This window comes from Haloferax sp. DFSO60 (assembly GCF_046557615.1).
Lineage (GTDB): Archaea > Halobacteriota > Halobacteria > Halobacteriales > Haloferacaceae > Haloferax.
In genome coordinates, this window is the sequence record NZ_JBKIII010000003.1 from 170,574 (window position 1) to 186,826 (window position 16,253).

At 57.9% G+C, this 16,253-nt stretch carries 12 protein-coding genes; 5 read left to right on the forward strand and 7 right to left on the reverse strand.

Annotated features, from left to right (window positions below; translation table 11 throughout):
- Positions 1–53: 53 nt before the first annotated feature.
- A complete protein-coding gene (locus ACK509_RS15305) occupies positions 54–1,154 on the forward strand; it encodes a sensor histidine kinase (protein WP_410767422.1) in 1,101 nt (366 codons plus the stop codon).
- Between the two features lie 33 nt (positions 1,155–1,187).
- On the opposite strand, the gene ACK509_RS15310 is transcribed toward ACK509_RS15305, so the two are convergent.
- The gene (locus tag ACK509_RS15310) at positions 1,188–1,640 is read right to left on the reverse strand and encodes a methylated-DNA--[protein]-cysteine S-methyltransferase (RefSeq protein ID WP_410767423.1); all 453 of its coding nucleotides are present in this window, start codon (positions 1,638–1,640) and stop codon (positions 1,188–1,190) included.
- 351 nt (positions 1,641–1,991) lie between these two features.
- On the opposite strand from ACK509_RS15310, the gene ACK509_RS15315 reads away from it, so the two are divergent.
- Positions 1,992–2,312, forward strand: coding sequence for a hypothetical protein (locus tag ACK509_RS15315; protein WP_410767424.1), 321 nt, complete (start codon positions 1,992–1,994; stop codon positions 2,310–2,312).
- Between the two features lie 47 nt (positions 2,313–2,359).
- On the opposite strand, the gene ACK509_RS15320 is transcribed toward ACK509_RS15315, so the two are convergent.
- From ACK509_RS15320 to ACK509_RS15330, 3 genes are all read right to left on the reverse strand, one after another.
- Positions 2,360–3,850: an aldehyde dehydrogenase family protein gene (locus ACK509_RS15320; protein WP_410767425.1), complete on the reverse strand. Its 1,491-nt coding sequence runs from the start codon at positions 3,848–3,850 to the stop codon at positions 2,360–2,362.
- Positions 3,851–4,078: 228 nt separating this feature from the next.
- A complete protein-coding gene (locus ACK509_RS15325; RefSeq protein WP_410767426.1) occupies positions 4,079–5,308 on the reverse strand; it encodes an FAD-dependent monooxygenase in 1,230 nt (409 codons plus the stop codon).
- Positions 5,309–5,419: 111 nt separating this feature from the next.
- Complete coding sequence (locus tag ACK509_RS15330; RefSeq protein ID WP_410767427.1) at positions 5,420–6,052, reverse strand: MBL fold metallo-hydrolase; 633 nt, start codon at positions 6,050–6,052, stop codon at positions 5,420–5,422.
- A 109-nt stretch (positions 6,053–6,161) separates the two neighbouring features.
- Between ACK509_RS15330 and ACK509_RS15335 the strand changes: the two genes are divergently transcribed.
- The gene (locus ACK509_RS15335; RefSeq protein WP_410767428.1) at positions 6,162–7,574 is read left to right on the forward strand and encodes an SLC13 family permease; all 1,413 of its coding nucleotides are present in this window, start codon (positions 6,162–6,164) and stop codon (positions 7,572–7,574) included.
- Positions 7,575–7,631: 57 nt separating this feature from the next.
- Here the strand turns inward: ACK509_RS15335 and ACK509_RS15340 are convergent, their stop codons facing one another.
- Entirely contained in the window at positions 7,632–9,176 is a 1,545-nt protein-coding gene (locus ACK509_RS15340; RefSeq protein ID WP_410767429.1) for a class I adenylate-forming enzyme family protein, read from the reverse strand.
- A gap of 202 nt (positions 9,177–9,378) precedes the next feature.
- Between ACK509_RS15340 and ACK509_RS15345 the strand changes: the two genes are divergently transcribed.
- Positions 9,379–10,245 (forward strand): UbiA family prenyltransferase, encoded by an 867-nt coding sequence (locus ACK509_RS15345; RefSeq protein WP_410767430.1) that lies wholly within the window; start codon positions 9,379–9,381, stop codon positions 10,243–10,245.
- A gap of 44 nt (positions 10,246–10,289) precedes the next feature.
- On the opposite strand, the gene ACK509_RS15350 is transcribed toward ACK509_RS15345, so the two are convergent.
- The gene (locus ACK509_RS15350; RefSeq protein ID WP_410767431.1) at positions 10,290–11,057 is read right to left on the reverse strand and encodes an IclR family transcriptional regulator; all 768 of its coding nucleotides are present in this window, start codon (positions 11,055–11,057) and stop codon (positions 10,290–10,292) included.
- A gap of 856 nt (positions 11,058–11,913) precedes the next feature.
- Between ACK509_RS15350 and ACK509_RS15355 the strand changes: the two genes are divergently transcribed.
- A complete protein-coding gene (locus ACK509_RS15355; RefSeq protein WP_410767432.1) occupies positions 11,914–15,030 on the forward strand; it encodes an FAD-binding and (Fe-S)-binding domain-containing protein in 3,117 nt (1,038 codons plus the stop codon).
- 101 nt (positions 15,031–15,131) lie between these two features.
- Here ACK509_RS15355 and ACK509_RS15360 read toward each other — a convergent pair whose 3' ends face one another.
- Positions 15,132–16,211 (reverse strand): cupin domain-containing protein, encoded by a 1,080-nt coding sequence (locus ACK509_RS15360; RefSeq protein ID WP_410767433.1) that lies wholly within the window; start codon positions 16,209–16,211, stop codon positions 15,132–15,134.
- Positions 16,212–16,253: the final 42 nt, after the last annotated feature.

The following is a 16,253-nucleotide window of genomic DNA, read 5'->3' on the forward strand; positions in this document are numbered from 1 at the left end:
AAAGTTGATATTTGCTGGAAAGTATTATCTTATCTTAACGGGACCATCTTTCAATGTCTACCCACGACCATCGGTTTCCAGTCACCGCCGCGAGCGTGGGGAACTCGTTGGTCTACGGGACAGGAGTGGCGTTCATCCTGTTGCACGTCGCATTCGTGCTGAGTGGGCGGTTGGGTGAACAGGACTTGCTCTTCGGTTGGATTTCGCCGACACTCATGGTGTTGTTGTTGGTGTACGTCCACCGATGGCGTACCGCGAACCAAATCGGTGATGAGGCCCTTCGACTCGCTGGGTGGATGGGGACTGGAATCATCGTCTTTGGTGGGTCCGGGGTGCTGGTCATCCTCTACCAGCAGTCGCTCGGTGGCGTCTTCCTTCGACCAGCCTACTCCGTCCTTGGATGGGCAACCGGTGGAACTGTCATCGGACTAATTGTCGGCATGTACGACGTCGAGAGAAGGGTTTCGATGGCTGAGACGGTCGAGGCACTCACACGCACAGAGCGCCTCTCGAGGCAACTTCGAGTGTACAACCGAGTCCTTCGGCACGACGTGCGCACCGCGGCGAATATTTCGACAGGATACGCGAACCTTATTCTTGAGTCACCGGAGTCCGCCGAACAGTCAGTCGAAATCATCACCCAACAGATGGAACGGATGACTCGTCTCACCGAGCAATCTCGAAAGATTGCGAGTCTCCACCGAGATAGCACCGACAACCCCGGGCCATTCGATTTCACCGACGAAATCGAAGAAAATGCGCAGAAGCTTGAGTGTGAGTTCCCCGCAGTCGACATTCGATTGTCGCTCCCATCCGAACCCTTGATAATCACGTCTCCGTCGCTCCCGATTGCGTTCAACCAGGTCCTTCAAAATGCGGTCGAACACAACACTAACTCAGACCCAACAATCGAGGTAACAGTGAAAACTACCGACGACTTCCTTACGCTCGAGGTCGAAGACAACGGGCCGGGAACACCCGACGCTGAAATCGAGATACTCGACAAAGGCTTCGAAACTCAACTCCAACACAGTGATGGAATCGGTCTCTGGTTAGTACGGTGGATAGTTGACGATTTAGACGGTGACCTGACCTTCGAAAACGGCTCTGACGGAAATGTCGTCACGCTCACTGTGCCACTGGCCACGGTGTGAGGCTTAATTTTCACACGCCGAGAGAACACTCGATTATTGGGGTTGTGCTGACTCGGTGTTGACCACGTCGGTGAGCGTCAGTTGGCCAGCATCGGTCGTGCGCTCTGCGCCTTCGAGCGTGAGTAGTTCGCGCTTCAGTGTGACACCGCCACTGGCCGAGAAGCCACCCAGTGAGTCCGCGCCAACGATGCGGTGACACGGGACCACGAGCGGAATCGGGTTTCGACCGCAAGCCTGCCCGACGGCAATCGGTGACGAGTCGAGTTTTTCTGCGACTTCGCCGTAGGTTCTGGTTTCGCCGTGCGGGATATCGAGCATACAGCGCATCACCCGACCGGTGAACGTCTCGGGGATTTCGATGTCGAGATCGAACGCCACACGCTCGCCTCGCTCGTACTCGCCAATCTGTGTGTGAATCGTTTCGAGGGGTGCGTCGATAGCGCTCTCGTCCAGTTCAACATCGAAATCGAAAATTCTGACGTGCATGTGTGGCCTCGGTACCCGTTTGATGGCGTTGGACTCTCTTGTCTGTTGCGAGTGTGGACATTCGCAAACGCTGTTCTCTCGGCTACGACTAGCTTCTCGATGGAATCTGTCGTAGAAAAGAACAGAATTGGTTCTCGATTGACACTCAATCACCGTTCAACCATGTTTATACAAAATGAGAATTCTCTCGAATGCTCTGTTCAAACCGGAGAACTCGATGATTGCAACACACTCACCTTCGATTCAAATAGTTGAACTCAGAATCTGTTTCTCGCCGTAGTCTTCGCACTCGTCTGTGCGAACGACTGCCTACCATGGGGTTTTAGATACTTTCAGCTATCACTGTCTGCTATGGGGTTCGAGTTGAATCTGGAAGCGAAAGCCGAAGCCACAGACGACCTTCCGAACGCAGATGACGTCCTCGCCGACCACGGCGAGATTACGATTGGCGACCTCTTCAGTTCGGAGTTCGTGACCGAGTACACCGATTTCGAGACGTTCGACGAGATGGTCGAAGCGAGTCCGTCAGATGCCTCGTCTGCTGAAGGCCTCTCGTTGATTCCTGACGGCACGTGGGACGACTTTGTCGCTGAGAACACTGTCTTTGCCGACGAGGAGGCGATGGTTCTCGCAGCGCGTGACTACTGGGTTGCAGAACAACTCGGTCTGTAAGCGCACGCCGCACTCACAGTAAGAAAATAAGAAAAACGCGTTGTCGATTAGAAGGGGTACTCGCGTGGTTCGTGCTGCAAGGATACCCACTTCGTCTCGGTTATCTCGTTGAGGAACTCTTCGGTGTTGTAGCCACCCATACCGGAGGCGTTCGTCCCGCTGAACGGAACGTGTGCCTCGTCGTTGATTGGCTGGTCGTTGACGTGGACCATCCCGGTGTCCAAGCGGTCGGCAATCTCTTTGCCAGCGCCGACACCGCCCGCGTGGACAGAGCCAGAGAGTCCGTACTCGGTGTCGTTGGCGAGTTCCACCGCTTCGTCGATGTCCGAGAACGGAATCACGGGTGCGATAGGCCCGAAGTGTTCGAAACACGCCGCGGACATGTCGTTTGTCACGTCCGAGAGGACAGTCGGGGCGACCACGAGCGAATCGACCACGCCATCGATTTCGACCGTCGAGCCGCCGGTTTCGAGGGTTGCACCCGCTTCGACCGTCTCTTCGACGTACTCCAGCATCTCGTCGCGCTGTGACTCGTCGATAATCGGGCCGACGACTGTGTTCGGGTCGTGGGCCGAGCCGACCGGGATGGCCTCTGCACGCTCGACCAATCGCTCGACGTACTCGTCGTAGATGCTCTCGTGGACGAGATGTCGGTTGATGGAGATACAGACCTGTCCCTGGTGGACGAACGACCCGAACACTGCGGCGTCGATTGCGTTGTCGAGGTCGGCGTCTTCGGTGACGATGTGTGCGTTGTTGCCGCCGAGTTCCATCGCAGGTGTAGCGAGATTCTCTGCGGCTAGCGAAGCAACACGTCGCCCCACGGGCGTCGAGCCAGTGAAGGCGACGACGTTGCTCTCGGGGTGGCTGGCGACGCGGTCACCGATTTCCGAACCACGGCCCGTGACGACGTTCAGTACGCCGTCTGGCAATCCTGCGGCTTCGAACAGTTTTGCGAAGAGCAACCCGCCGGTAATTGGCGTGTTGGTCGATGGTTTGAGAACCACCGTGTTCCCCGCCGCAATCGCCGGGGCGACCGCACGCATCGAGAGGTTCAGCGGGAAGTTCCACGGTGAGATGACCGTGACGACGCCCGCTGGTTCGCGTTCGACGATGTTCTCTTTGCCGGGGATGTTGGAGGCGACGTGTGTGCCTTTCATCCGCCGTGGGAGTGTCGCCGCTTCGGCGGCTTGGTCTTCGGCGAGATGGACGGACGTTTCACCCATCATCCGCGACCCGCCTGCTTCGTGCGCAAGCAGTTCGACGATTGTCTCGTGGTTTTCGTCGATTGCCTCCAACAGCGAGTGAATTACTTCTTCTCGTTGTGCTGGCGGTGTCGCGGCCCACTCGGACTGCGCCGCACTCGCCGCTTCGTAGGCCGCATCGACGTCGGCCTCGGTTCCACGAGGGACGTACGCGAACGACTCACGAGTCGATGGGTCTTCGACTGCAATCGTCTCGCCGCTCTCGCTGTCGGTCCATTTGCCGTCGATGAACAGTCCATTCCAGTCGCTGTCGAGGGAGATACCATCGGTCATGTGCAATGTTATGTTGTTTCGCAGTCAGTAAAGAAGGTTGTAAACCAGAGAGAACTTCTCGTTTCGATAGTGTGAGATACCTGCTTCAACGGCTCTCTCTAGCGTTTGCGACTGTCACGGCTTTGGACGTAATCCTGAGTATGCCACTTCATCGCCACTGACGAGTAGGAGAATAGCCGCGGGGACGGAGGAGTCCGCCACCAGTGGTGTGGCGGTGCGGGGTGTCGTTCAGTAGTTACCCGTGGTCACAATCGGCGGCGGGGTGTGTGGGCCGTACGGTGCGTCGTCGAGGTACTCACCAGCAGGTTCGAAGTAGTCGGCGAGCGCGGCGGCCGCTTCCTTCCGAAGAATCGTCACGGGGTCGTCGCCTTGCAGATATTCGAGTGCCTGTCCTGCTGCATCGAGGTTGTAGCGCGCGGCTTTCTCGCGTCGGGCCGCGAAGAGTTCGACTTCGTCGTGGGCAACAGAGTCGTACTGCGAACGAGCGGCGACCGCAATCGCAGAGGCGGCCTCGTCGGCGTCGGCGACACCCGAGTTCATCCCGCGTGCGCCGAACGGCGCGAGCAGGTGTGCGGCCTCGCCGACCAAGAGAACGCGGCGATGTTCGTCGATAAAGGAGTCGGCCATGACCTGCAAGAACTTGTAGCTCGATACCCACGTGACCTTGTCGGCGTACTGTTCGCCCATGACTTCGACCACGAACTCACGCATCTGTTCGTCGGTGCAGAGTTCGTCGGGGTCGTCACCTTCGATACACTGGATGTCGAGCCGCCAGCCACCGGTGAAGGGAACGAGGAGGACGTTTCGTCCGCCCACGTTCGGGTCGTCGTAGTGGAACAAGCGTTCGAGCGGGAGTGGGTCGTCTTCGACTTCGTCCACGTCGGCGATGATAAAGGAGTTCTCTGACTGGTCGCCTGCGAACTCCGCGCCGATTTCGTTGCGGACCGTCGAGCCACCGCCATCGGCACCGACCAGGTACGGCGTCTCCCACGTCTGCCCGTCTGCGGTTTCGACGGTCACGCCATCGGCTGTCGATTCGACCGTTTCGACTGCCGTATCCCAGTGAATCTCGATTCCGGCTTCGTCGAGTGCTTCGTGCATGAACTCTTCAGTTCGCACCTGTGGGATGCTCGTGAAGTGCGGGAGGTCGCCCTTCCCGCCCGGGGAATCGTACGTCCGGCAGAACACTTCTTTGCCGCGCCAGCACGTCCGCCGCGTTGGCCACACGAGACCATCTTCGACGAGTCTGGTTCCAAGACCTGGTGAGACACGATTGAGCGTTCGGAGTGTCGAGCCGTGGACGTAGATTGCTCTGCTCCCAGAGCGGTCACGGTCTTCGGATTCTGCTTCGAGAATTGTGACTGGAATTCCGCGAGCGTGTAATGCAAGCGCCGTCGTCATGCCGACTGGACCCGCACCTGCAACTAGCACTGGGGAATCCTCGCTAACAGTTCCCATAGTGGATGAATCTACCTATAGGACCCATATATGTATTATGGTCAGCGAATCGAAACTGTTTGTGCAGTGATTATTCCTCCCACGTAAGCCGAGTGGCAACCGGTGGGATGTTCACTCCGAGGGCTTGCCGTCGAAGTTGACGAACGCATCGAGTTTCGAACTCGCCGCTGTGGTCACACTCGACCCGTGATAGACGAGGCCGACGTCGAACGAGTACTCGAGTAGGCGTTCGAGACTCGCATCTGCGGTGTTGAGGTCTGCTGAGTAGAACCCGGTCGGAAGGACGAAATAGCCCTCAGGCAAGCCACGAGCGTCGGCCCCGAAGACTGCATCTCCGAGTACTGCGACGCCTGCTTGCTCGTCGATGAGGACGTGATGATCTTCGGCGTGCCCGGGCGTGTGAACTGCAGTAAAGTCACCAACCTCGTCGCCGTCGCCGTATCTGTGGTCGGGTGTGTACGACGAGTCGAGGCCGGTCTGTTCGGGAACCCACGTTTCGAGGCCATAGTGGTCGGCGAGTCCTTCGAGGCCACCGATGTGGTCACCGTCGCCGTGGGTGATAACGAGTCGCTCAGGTTCGATTCCGAGTTCGTCGAGCGCGTCCACGACGATATCGACGGTGTGTTCGAACCCCGAATCGACCAGTGTCGGCACGTCGCCGTCGAAGACGAATAGTCGGTATCTCGCATCGTTCATCTCTGCGACCGTGAGGTCGTACACGTCAGGGGCACACTCGTCTATCATTACGAGTAGGTGTGTCACCGAGCAACATAGCGTTTTTCGAAGCGGTGTGTGTATTCGCAACACACATCACGGCGGCCTTCGTGGTACGACCAACTTGGTGTAAGCACACATGACAATACGGTCGTTCTTGTCTCCAGACCGCTCTCTCGACGTGGACGTGTCGTGGTTCTCGATTCCCGTTGCGATAGTCGCCGCGGGGGGTATCGCGCTGTACGCTCCAGTCCCCGACGAGATGGCGACGATGCTCGCCATTACGGTTTTCTCGGTCGTATTGTGGATTGGCGCGCCCGTCGCGCCGTGGTTCACCGGACTCCTCAGCGTCGGCTTGATTGGACTCGCGTTCTCGACGCAACTGGCACTCGTCGGGTTTCGCCTGCCAGCGACGTGGCTCGTCGTCCTCGGGATTCTTCTCGGAGAGGCGACCCGGCAGAGCGGACTCGCCTCGCTCGTCGAACAGTACGTCCTTCGGGTTGTGCCGGAGTCCGGCACCCAAGACGCGGTGACGGTCTATCGGTACGTCCTCGGCGCAACCTCTGTGGCCGCCTTAGGGCTCGTCGTTCTCGTTCCATCGTCACTCGTCCGCGTACTCATCCTCGGGCCGATTCTCATCTCACTCGGCGAACTGTTCACCGAGCGACGAGCGAAACTCGGCATCTTTCTCGGACCGCTTTTCGTCACCTTCTCGGGGTCGAGTGGCGTACTGACCGGTTCTCTCGCGAATATCATCATCACTGGTATCGTCGAGGCGAATGCCGGTCTGTCGATTGGGTGGATGGAGTGGCTCGTCTGGCTCGGCCCGGTGATGGCCGTTGGGCGTTCGCTCGTCATCACACTTCTCGCGTACGTGCTTTACCGACCGACCGAGATGGACGGTCTCACAAAGCGTGTCGTCTCGGCGGCCGACATGCAGGTGTCCGCCGAAGAACGCCGAATGTTTCTTTACTTGCTCGTCGGCGTTGCTATCTGGGCGACCGATTCTATCCACGGATTACACCCGCTGTACGGCGCGCTCGTCGTCACGCTACTCGCGTTTGCGCCGCGAATCGGTGTCGTCGCCCCCGAACGTATCCGTGAAGCAGATTTCACGATTATCTTCTTCCTCGGCGCGATTTTCGCTATCGCCGAAGGACTCCGTCAAACTGCGTTCACAGACCTCGCCGCGACGACAATCTTGTCCTACTTGCCAGCAGATGCGTCGCTCGTAGTCGTCTTGGTCTTCGTCGTCTTCGCGTCGCTCGCACTGGTCTTCGTCATGGAAGGACTCGCCGTGGCGAGCGTGTTGACGCCGGTTCTCATCTCGTTTACCGCCTCTGCCGGGATTCCGCTGTTACCGGTTGCGATGACCGAGGCAGTCGCCTTGAACACCTACTTCTTCCCGTACCAATCGGCAGTCCTCGTCGCAATTCTCGGCTTAGAAATGGCGAACTCTCGGGAACTGATTCGGATGACCGTCATCTGCTCTATCGCAACGCTTCTCGTACTCGTTCCGATTCAAATCGCAATCTTCGCGGCCGTATTCTAACTCTCTACTTGCTGTCAACCGATTTCGAATTCGAACACCAAATTCAGAACTCCGGATTCACTCGGGGAAGTGTTCGCGGATAACGTCCCCTCGCTGGACCGTCCCCGTGTCCGTTCGTGGGAATGGCTCGGTTCGAATCGCGTACTCACGCGGTCGTTTGTAGTTCGCCAGCGAGTCGTGGGATTTGCAGTACTGGTCGAGTTCGTCTTCGGTTATCGACCCGTCGGTGACGACGATTGCAGTCACCATGCTGCCCCAGTAGTCGTCTTCCAACCCGAAGACGAGTGCCTCGGAGATTGCACTGTGTGATTTGAGCGCGCGCTCGACTTCCTTGGGATAGATGTTCTCGCCACCACTGATGAACATGTTATCGACGCGGTCAACGATGTAGAGGTAGCCGTCTTCATCGACTTGGGCGACGTCTCGCGTCCGGAGCCATTCGTCGAAGAACGTCTTCGACTCGCTTTCGGGGTTGTCGAGGTAGCCGTCGGGGACGCCCGGGCCGCGGGCGATGACTTCTCCCTGCTCGCCCGGGTGTATCACTGCTTCGGGGTCGGGATGTTCGTCTATCGGCGCGGCTTCGACGACGCGAACCTCCCACGCGAAGGACTCTTTCCCGACCGTTCCGGGGTGTTCTTCTTGGACAGACGGATGTGCGAACGTGAGGTTCGGCCCGCCTTCGGTCATCCCGTATGTGTTGTACAGCCCGTCTGCGAGGTGTTCTTTCGTCTGCTCGACGAGTTCGGCCGAGACGATTGCACCACCAGTTCGAATGTATCGGAGTGTACTCGTGTCGTAGCCCTCTCGCTCTTGGACTGCGTTGAGCGCGCTGAGCTGGGTTGGCACTGCGAGCAATCCGGTCGCATCGTGGTCTTCGACGAGTTCGAGCGCTTCTTCGGGGTCGAAACTAGAGTGGAGAACCGTCGTCGCGCCAGCGAGCCAGTGTGGATAGAGCCACGCGTCGGAGGTGACCATGTGGTACCACGGCGTCGTTACAATCGCGACGTCGGTCTCCTCGATGCCGTGTTCCATGACGCCTTGGTATGCTCCGAGCCACATCTGTTCGCCAGTAAACGAGACGGCCTTGGGCCGACTCGTCGTCCCGCTGGTGAAGAAGATACTCGTCTCTTCGCCCATTGGGAGTTCCGCATCAACGTGGTCGGGTGCTGATTCGAGAACGTCCTCGTAGGATTCGACTTCTTCCGCGTCGATGTCCTTCTCACCTGCGTGAATCGCCACCTCGAACGCTCCCAGTTCGAGCATTTTCAACGCTGTTTCAGCGTTGGCATCGTCGAAGAGAATCCCCTTCGAGTCGGCGACGTTTGCCATCCTGACCAGTTCGTCCGGCTTTCCTCGGAACGATAGTTGCACGGTTGGGACGCCTCGTTTGTGGCCCATAATCATGGACTCGGCGGCGAGAACGCCGTTCAACGCGAGGACTGCACACGGTGCGTCGCCGAGCCGTTCGGTGAGTGCGTGTGTCAGTTGTGTACTCCGGCGGTCGAACTCGGCGTAGGTGTACGTCTCCCCGTCTTCTGTGATGAGCGCTGTATCCGCCCCGTACACTCGAACAGTGCGTTCAAATGCAGTTAGAAATCTCATGCGTGTATGAAGTGTGATAACCAACATCAGCAACGAATATTAATTGTATCGGTTATTGTTATCTGACACAATACCAAATTCGTTTGGAAAACCAGTTAGTTACGACAACGTTCACTGGACGTCTTCTCTATTCTTGCTGTATTTTGGTAATCTGTTCGTCTGAACGAGTCACACTTTTTGCGAACATTCCCCAAATGAACGTATGACCACAGAAAACGACACCCCCTCCGTCGGCGGACTGCACTCGCAGGTAAAGCCGACGTTCATGGTACCTGCAGTCGGTATGTCGGTCTTCGGTGGTCTCCTGTCGACGTCGCTTTCGCTTTTCACTGCTGTCGTTCATGCGCTCGCCGTTGGCGCGGCACTCTACACTGCCCACGTCGTTGACGAGTACGTAGACGCCTACGTCCGTGCTGAAGAGCCCCCACTGTTGTCGATCCGAGAGGCACAGTTTGGATTCGCTGTCGCCAGTGCGGTGTGTCTGTCGCTGGCGGGTGTGCTGGCATTCGATGGCAGATTTTCGTCTGCTGGGTCCGTCGTCGCTCTTTGGGTACTTGCGGTGCTTCACGCGCCCCTTCTGGATAAAAACACGATTGCGGTCACGCTCGACTACCCAGTCGGTATCGCACTCGCTCTCGTCGGTGGCTATCTCGCACAACAGCAGTCGCTCGGTTCGGGAGTGGTCGCACTTGCGGTGTTGTTCGTCGTTATGTTGGCAGGAGTCAAAGTCTCTCTCGACCGCCTCGACCTCGATTTCGACGAGCGCATCGACAAACACACTGTCCCAGTCGTCTTCGGCAAACGTCGAGCGATGGCGGTGAGTTCGGGATTCTTTCTCGTTGCAGGGGGACTCGTTGCGATGTTCGTCAGTCAGTCGATACTCCCACAACTTGCGCTCGCGTCGGTGCCGATTCTCTTCGGTGGTGGTGTCGTCGCATTCGGGTCGGTCGCGGAACGAGTCGTCGTGCGACAGATGGTGTTCGTCTACCCGATTTCTGTCGTGCTGTTTCTCTCACAATGTCTCGCAACGAAGTGTACGGTCGAACCAATCATCTCTTGGTTGTTGTAACCTCGCTCAGGATGGGACTGTGTAGAAAGACGAACGACGTGTCGTTATCTGTAGACGAGATTCAGTTCGATGTCGTTTCGCGCAGCGAACAACTGTTCGGAAAGCTCTCCTTCACAGCGCTCTCTGGTGACTCGGTGTGCTGGCCCGGCGACTGCAAGCGCTCCTTGGACTTCCTCGTCGAACAAGAGCGGAACGCCAATCGCGTGAATCCCTTCGAGGTCTTCACCCATGTTCAACGCGAATCCCTGTTGACGGATACGTGTGAGTTCTTCTCGGAGTTTGTCGGGGTCAGTCGTCGTACTCTCGGTGCGGGCGGGAAGGCCATGTCGTTCGATGATTGCATCGACTTCAGAGTCAGCGAGATGAGCGAGTATCGCCTTCCCTGCCGAGTTGCAGTGCATGTACGCCCACGACCCGATGAGGCTGTTTGCGTTGATATCGGTCGCTCCAGCGTGTCCATATAGATACATGATTCGACCGTTTTCGTGTGCGATTAACCAGACCATCTCTCCGGTGAGGTCGGTGAGACGGTCCACGACCGGCTTTGCTGCCTCGTAGATTTTGAACTGGTTTCGGACGTACTGTCCGTATCTAAAGAACTGCAGTCCGAGGTGGTATTTCTGCCCACGTTTGACGACGAAGCCGTACTCGTACATAGTCACGAGATGGTCGTAGACCGTACTCTTCGCCAAATTGAGGTGGTTCGCAATCTCTGTGACTCCCGCTCCATCGACCTCGCGGAGGTAGTCGATGATAGAGAGGAGCGTCTCATCCGACTTCACCATCCGTCGTTCGGTGTGACCGTCTTTCACAAATCACTGTGTAACGCGCTCACTACTAAGTCTTTCAGTCGTTCGACTGTTAACCTCGTTAGAGACGACCGCTAACAGAACATTTTGGTTTTCGGTGTGACCAAACGACAGATTTGTCAGAGTTTGCCATGAAGAACTCCAATGAATGTTTGTACAGAATTCGTCTTGATTTTTAATTGAATCGGATATTTGTAAAAAGCACGTTCGGTGAGGCCGAATTGCATGAATCTCATCCGATTCTGTCTCGTAGAGCGCTCTCAGTGACCTCTGCGTGGCAACTCTTGGTGTACACTCGTCAACCCGGAGTACGCATCGACTGTAGTAGTTACCTCACACACAAACGCGGGGAACGAATACGTGGCTTTCGAACGCTCACACGAATGTATCGCGATTCACCCGGGAAATCATCACACACATGACAAACGTACGGTTGTAAAGACTATCGCACACTGGGTGGTAACTTGGTCTCTAGTCCCTTCGCGAGTAAGAGTGCCCAATACAACACACTACCTCCAAGAAGTGTCCATATGACCATCAAAAACCCGATTGTGGGCTGTAATTAGAATTAATATTCGTACTATTTTGTTCGGCGACACCGAATATCTTGTGTGGCTGTTCACACTCTCGGCCTTCTTCACCACTGCCGGCACCTTTCGAACTCGAAAGACGGTCAGACTTATGACCATGTGTGATATACCCACGACCAACCATGCTAACCCACCGTATCGATAGTGGGCGAACCGCAGTACGCCCGAGAGACTTCAGCGGGGTACGTCCATGAGTAGGACCAGCATTCGGCGTGCGTGTGTACGCCAACGAGTCGTAGCGTCGCGTGAACGATGTGGAACCCTCGACGATGTCTAAGCCGTCAGTCACTCCCGAGAGTGTTGGCCCTACGACTGATTCACGGGCCAATTACGACTACGTCTCGGACGAAGTCGAGCGACCGGAACTCGTCGATGCTATCGAAACGCGCATCGCGGGCGACGTTCGGTTCGACACCTACACCAGACAGTTGTACGCCACGGATGCGAGCGCCTACGAAATCACGCCCATCGGCGTCGTGTTTCCGAAATCGACGCAGGACGTCTCTGCTGTCGTCTCCTACTGTGCCGACAACGAGATTCCAGTCCTGCCCCGAGGAGGCGGAACGAGCCTCGCCGGTCAGGCAGTCAACGAAGCGGTCGTTCTCGATGTAACCCGGTACATGACGGACATCGTCGATATCGCTCCCGATGTCCAGCGAGCGCAGGTGCAAGCCGGAGTCATCTTAGAGGACCTGAACGCCGCACTCGCCCCGGACGGATTGAAATTCGCACCCGACCCCGCGGCCGGAAATCGGAGCGTCGTCGGCGGCGCTATCGGCAACAACTCGACGGGGGCACACTCACTCGTCTACGGGAAGACCGATGCCTACGTCGAATCCTGCGAAGTCGTCCTCGCAGACGGAACTGTGACCACACTCGGTGAGACAGACCTCTCAGAACTTCGCGCTGATGCCGACGCCGAAGGCGACCTTCTCGAACGAGTCTACGCCGAAGTCGTCCGCATCATCGACGAGGATGCATCTGCGGTCCACGAACGGTTCCCTGACCTGAAGCGCAACGTCTCGGGTTACAACCTCGACGTACTCATCGAAGAGGCCGAGAGTGGCTCTGTCAACCTCGCCCGGTTGCTCGCTGGAAGCGAAGGTACACTCGCACTGGTCACCGAAGCGGAGGTCTCGCTCGAACCGCTTCCGGAGACGAAAGCAGTCTCGCTTCTCTTCTACGAGACTGTCCTCGATGCTGTGACCGACGTCCAGCACGTCCTCGAACACGAGCCTGCGGCCGTCGAACTCATCGACGATGTTCTTCTTGGATTAGCTCGTAACACGGCCGAGTTCGAAGACGTCGCCGCACTCGTCCCCTCCGATGCCGAGGCCGCACTCCTCGTCGAATTCTACGCGGACGACGACGACCACGGCCGCGAGCAAACTGCACACCTCCTCGCAGACCGCGTGCCGAGTGTCGATAGCGAAGTCGAAGACAGCGACGAATACGCCGACCAGACCCTCGCGTTCGAAGGACTCGAAGCTCACGACGACGCCGACCGGACCCAATTCTGGACGCTCCGGAAGGCTGGGCTTCCAATCCTCCTCTCGCGAACCTCCGACGAGAAACACATCAGTTTTATCGAGGACTGTGCGGTCCCACCGACACACCTTCCCGAATTCGTCGAACGATTCCAGTCCCTCCTCGCCGACAAAGACCGCGACGTGGACTGCGCCTTCTACGCACACGCAGGCCCCGGCGTGCTACACGTCCGCCCGCTCGTCAACACGAAGGCACTCATCGACCGCGAACACATGGTCGAAATCGCGGACGAAGTGACCGACATGGTCGTCGAGTTCGGTGGGAGTGTCTCCGGCGAACACGGTGACGGACGCGCTCGTACCCAGTGGAATCACAAACTCTACGGCGACACGCTCTGGGAGTCGTTCCGACGTCTCAAAACCGCGTTCGACCCCGATTGGCTCCTCAATCCGGGGAACGTCTGTGGGTTGAGTGAAACAGAGGTTTCGGAGAGTGCCGACTCCCCCGGCGTAAAGCGCCACGACATGACCGAGCACCTTCGCTACGACGACTCCTACGACTACGATGCAGGATTCGCCCCCGCGCTCAACTGGGCAAACGAGAACGGGATGCAAGGAATGGTCGAACTCTGCCACGGATGCGGTGGCTGCCGCGGCAATCAGGAGACAACCGGCGGCGTGATGTGCCCCACCTACCGCGCTGCGGACGAAGAGATAACCGCCACCCGTGGGCGTGCGAACCTGCTCCGCCAGGCGATGAGTGGTGACCTCCCAGACGACCCGACCGGAGACGAGTTCGTCGAAGAGGTCCTCGACCTCTGTATCGGGTGTAAGGGTTGTGCCCGCGACTGCCCCAGCGAGGTCGATATGGCGAAGCTCAAGACCGAAGTCATGCACGCTCGACACCAAGAACACGGTTCGAGTCTTCGTGACAAACTCTTTGCAAACGTCGATACACTCTCCCGCGTTGGAAGCGCACTCGCTCCGCTGTCGAATCTCGCACAATCACTCCCCGGTGCAGGAACGCTCACTGAGAAGACCATCGGCATCGCCCGCGAACGCTCGCTTCCAAACTTCCAGCGCGAGACGCTCCAAGACTGGTTCGAAACCAGAGGTGGGTCGCGTGTCGCAGAAGCAGAGGCCACTCGGAAAGCCGTCTTCTTCGCAGACACGTACACGAACTTTAGCCATCCGGAAGTCGGGAAAGCGGCGATTCGTGTACTCGAAGCCGCTGGCGTCCACGTCGACGTGGCACGCCGAACGAACAGCGGTCGGCCACCGCTCTCGAAAGGCTTCGTCGAGAAAGCTCGCGACGCAGTCGGCGAGAACGTCACCGAACTCGCGCCCCGAGTGAACGACGGATGGGACGTCGTCCTCGCCGAACCCTCGGACGCCGTGATGTTCCAATCTGACGCGCTCGACTTGCTCTCGGGCGAGTCGGTCGAACTCGTCGCTGCGAACACCTACGGGGCCTGCGAGTACATCGACACGTTCCGTCTCGACGAGGACATCGACTGGGATACCCCCGAAACTACGCTCGCGTACCACGGCCACTGCCACCAGAAGGCAGTGAAGAAAGACCACCACGCAGTCGGTGCCCTCCGCCGCGCTGGGTACGACGTGGACCCCCTCGACTCGGGCTGCTGTGGGATGGCAGGAAGCTTCGGTTACGAGAAAGAACACTACTCCATGTCGAAGGCCATCGGCGACATCCTCTTCGAACAGGTCGAAGGGAGTCACGCCGAAGTCGTCACGGCACCCGGTGCATCCTGCCGCACGCAACTCGGCGACGGGCGCATCACGCCAATCCCGACGACCAGTCCGCTCGCCGGAACGTCACTCGACGGTGACGAACCGCCGACACCCGTCGAACTGCTGGCCTACGCACTCTCGAAGTAGCACCGTTTTAAAATCGTTTTCGGACCGGTTCGATACTGCTGTCGTCGGTTATCTTTCGAAGAGAGAACGAGAGAGTTCAGATACGGCGGCCCGTCGAACGCTTAATTTGGTTCGGCCTCGGCGTAGAAGTTGAACGCTTCGAACACCGGGCGGTCTGTCATCCCGAGGAGGATTGCTTCGTCGTCTGGGTCGTGGTGGTGAATCTCGTCCGGCGGCACGACGAAGATGTCGCGTTCGCCCCATTCGAGTACCTCGTCGCCGACGTGGGTTGCGCCCTCGCCTTCGATGACGAAGTACACGTCCACGGCGTTGTGGAAGTGGGGGTCGGTCTCTTCTTGGAGTAACTGTGCGCGGAAGGACATCGTCGGGAACAGTGGTGCGTTCCCCGTCGCCGGGTTGACGTAGGAGAGACTGTATCCGTCGTGTGGGTCTGGGTCATCGTTGTCTGCTCGTTGTCTGAGGGTCTGGAGCGTATCCTTCCAGCTAAACCGGTACGGTGGCGTCGCCGCACAGTTTCCTTCGAACGGACCGGGAATACCATCTTCCTTCGAGTCCTCGTATGGTCGGGCGCGACCGTACTGCGACTCCCAGTAGCCCTGCGTTTTCGTGACAGGTTGGCGTTCGAGTTCGTGGTTCTCGAAGGTGTTGCGGGCGTTGAGCGAGTCGAGGACGAGTGGGAGGTCGAGAACGTCGAGCCACGCAGCAGTTTCGTCGGAGTCGTTGACGTGGTCGTGCCACTCCCACTGGGGTGTCGTGATGAGGTCGTTATCCCGCATCGGGAACTCCTCACCTGCGACGACTGTCTTCATATCTTCGCTGCCGTCGATGGTGAAGCGAAGGGCGTTCGCCCCGTGTCGATGGGAGGGTGCTGTTTCACCTGGTGAGACGGTCTGAACACCGACGTAGATGGTGTTCGAGATAGCGTTTCCGTACCCTGTGTTGATTGGGACCGCGACGCGCCGCTGGAACCCTGGCGGGAGTTCAGCAATCGGTACGTCCTTCTCGATTGCATCGATAGACGCCTTGATGTCGTCCCATTTCCAGATATCCGGTTCGAGGTCGTTGAAGTGGTTCCCCAGGTCCTTCTCGACTTCCCAGAGTGGTCGGAGGTCGTTCTCCTCGAGGAGTGCCTGTGTATCGGCACTCATCTCTAAGAGTTTCTCTGGCTCTTGTTCGGCCATGGTGAAAATATTCTGGAGGATTAGTGATAAATGTATGGGTCA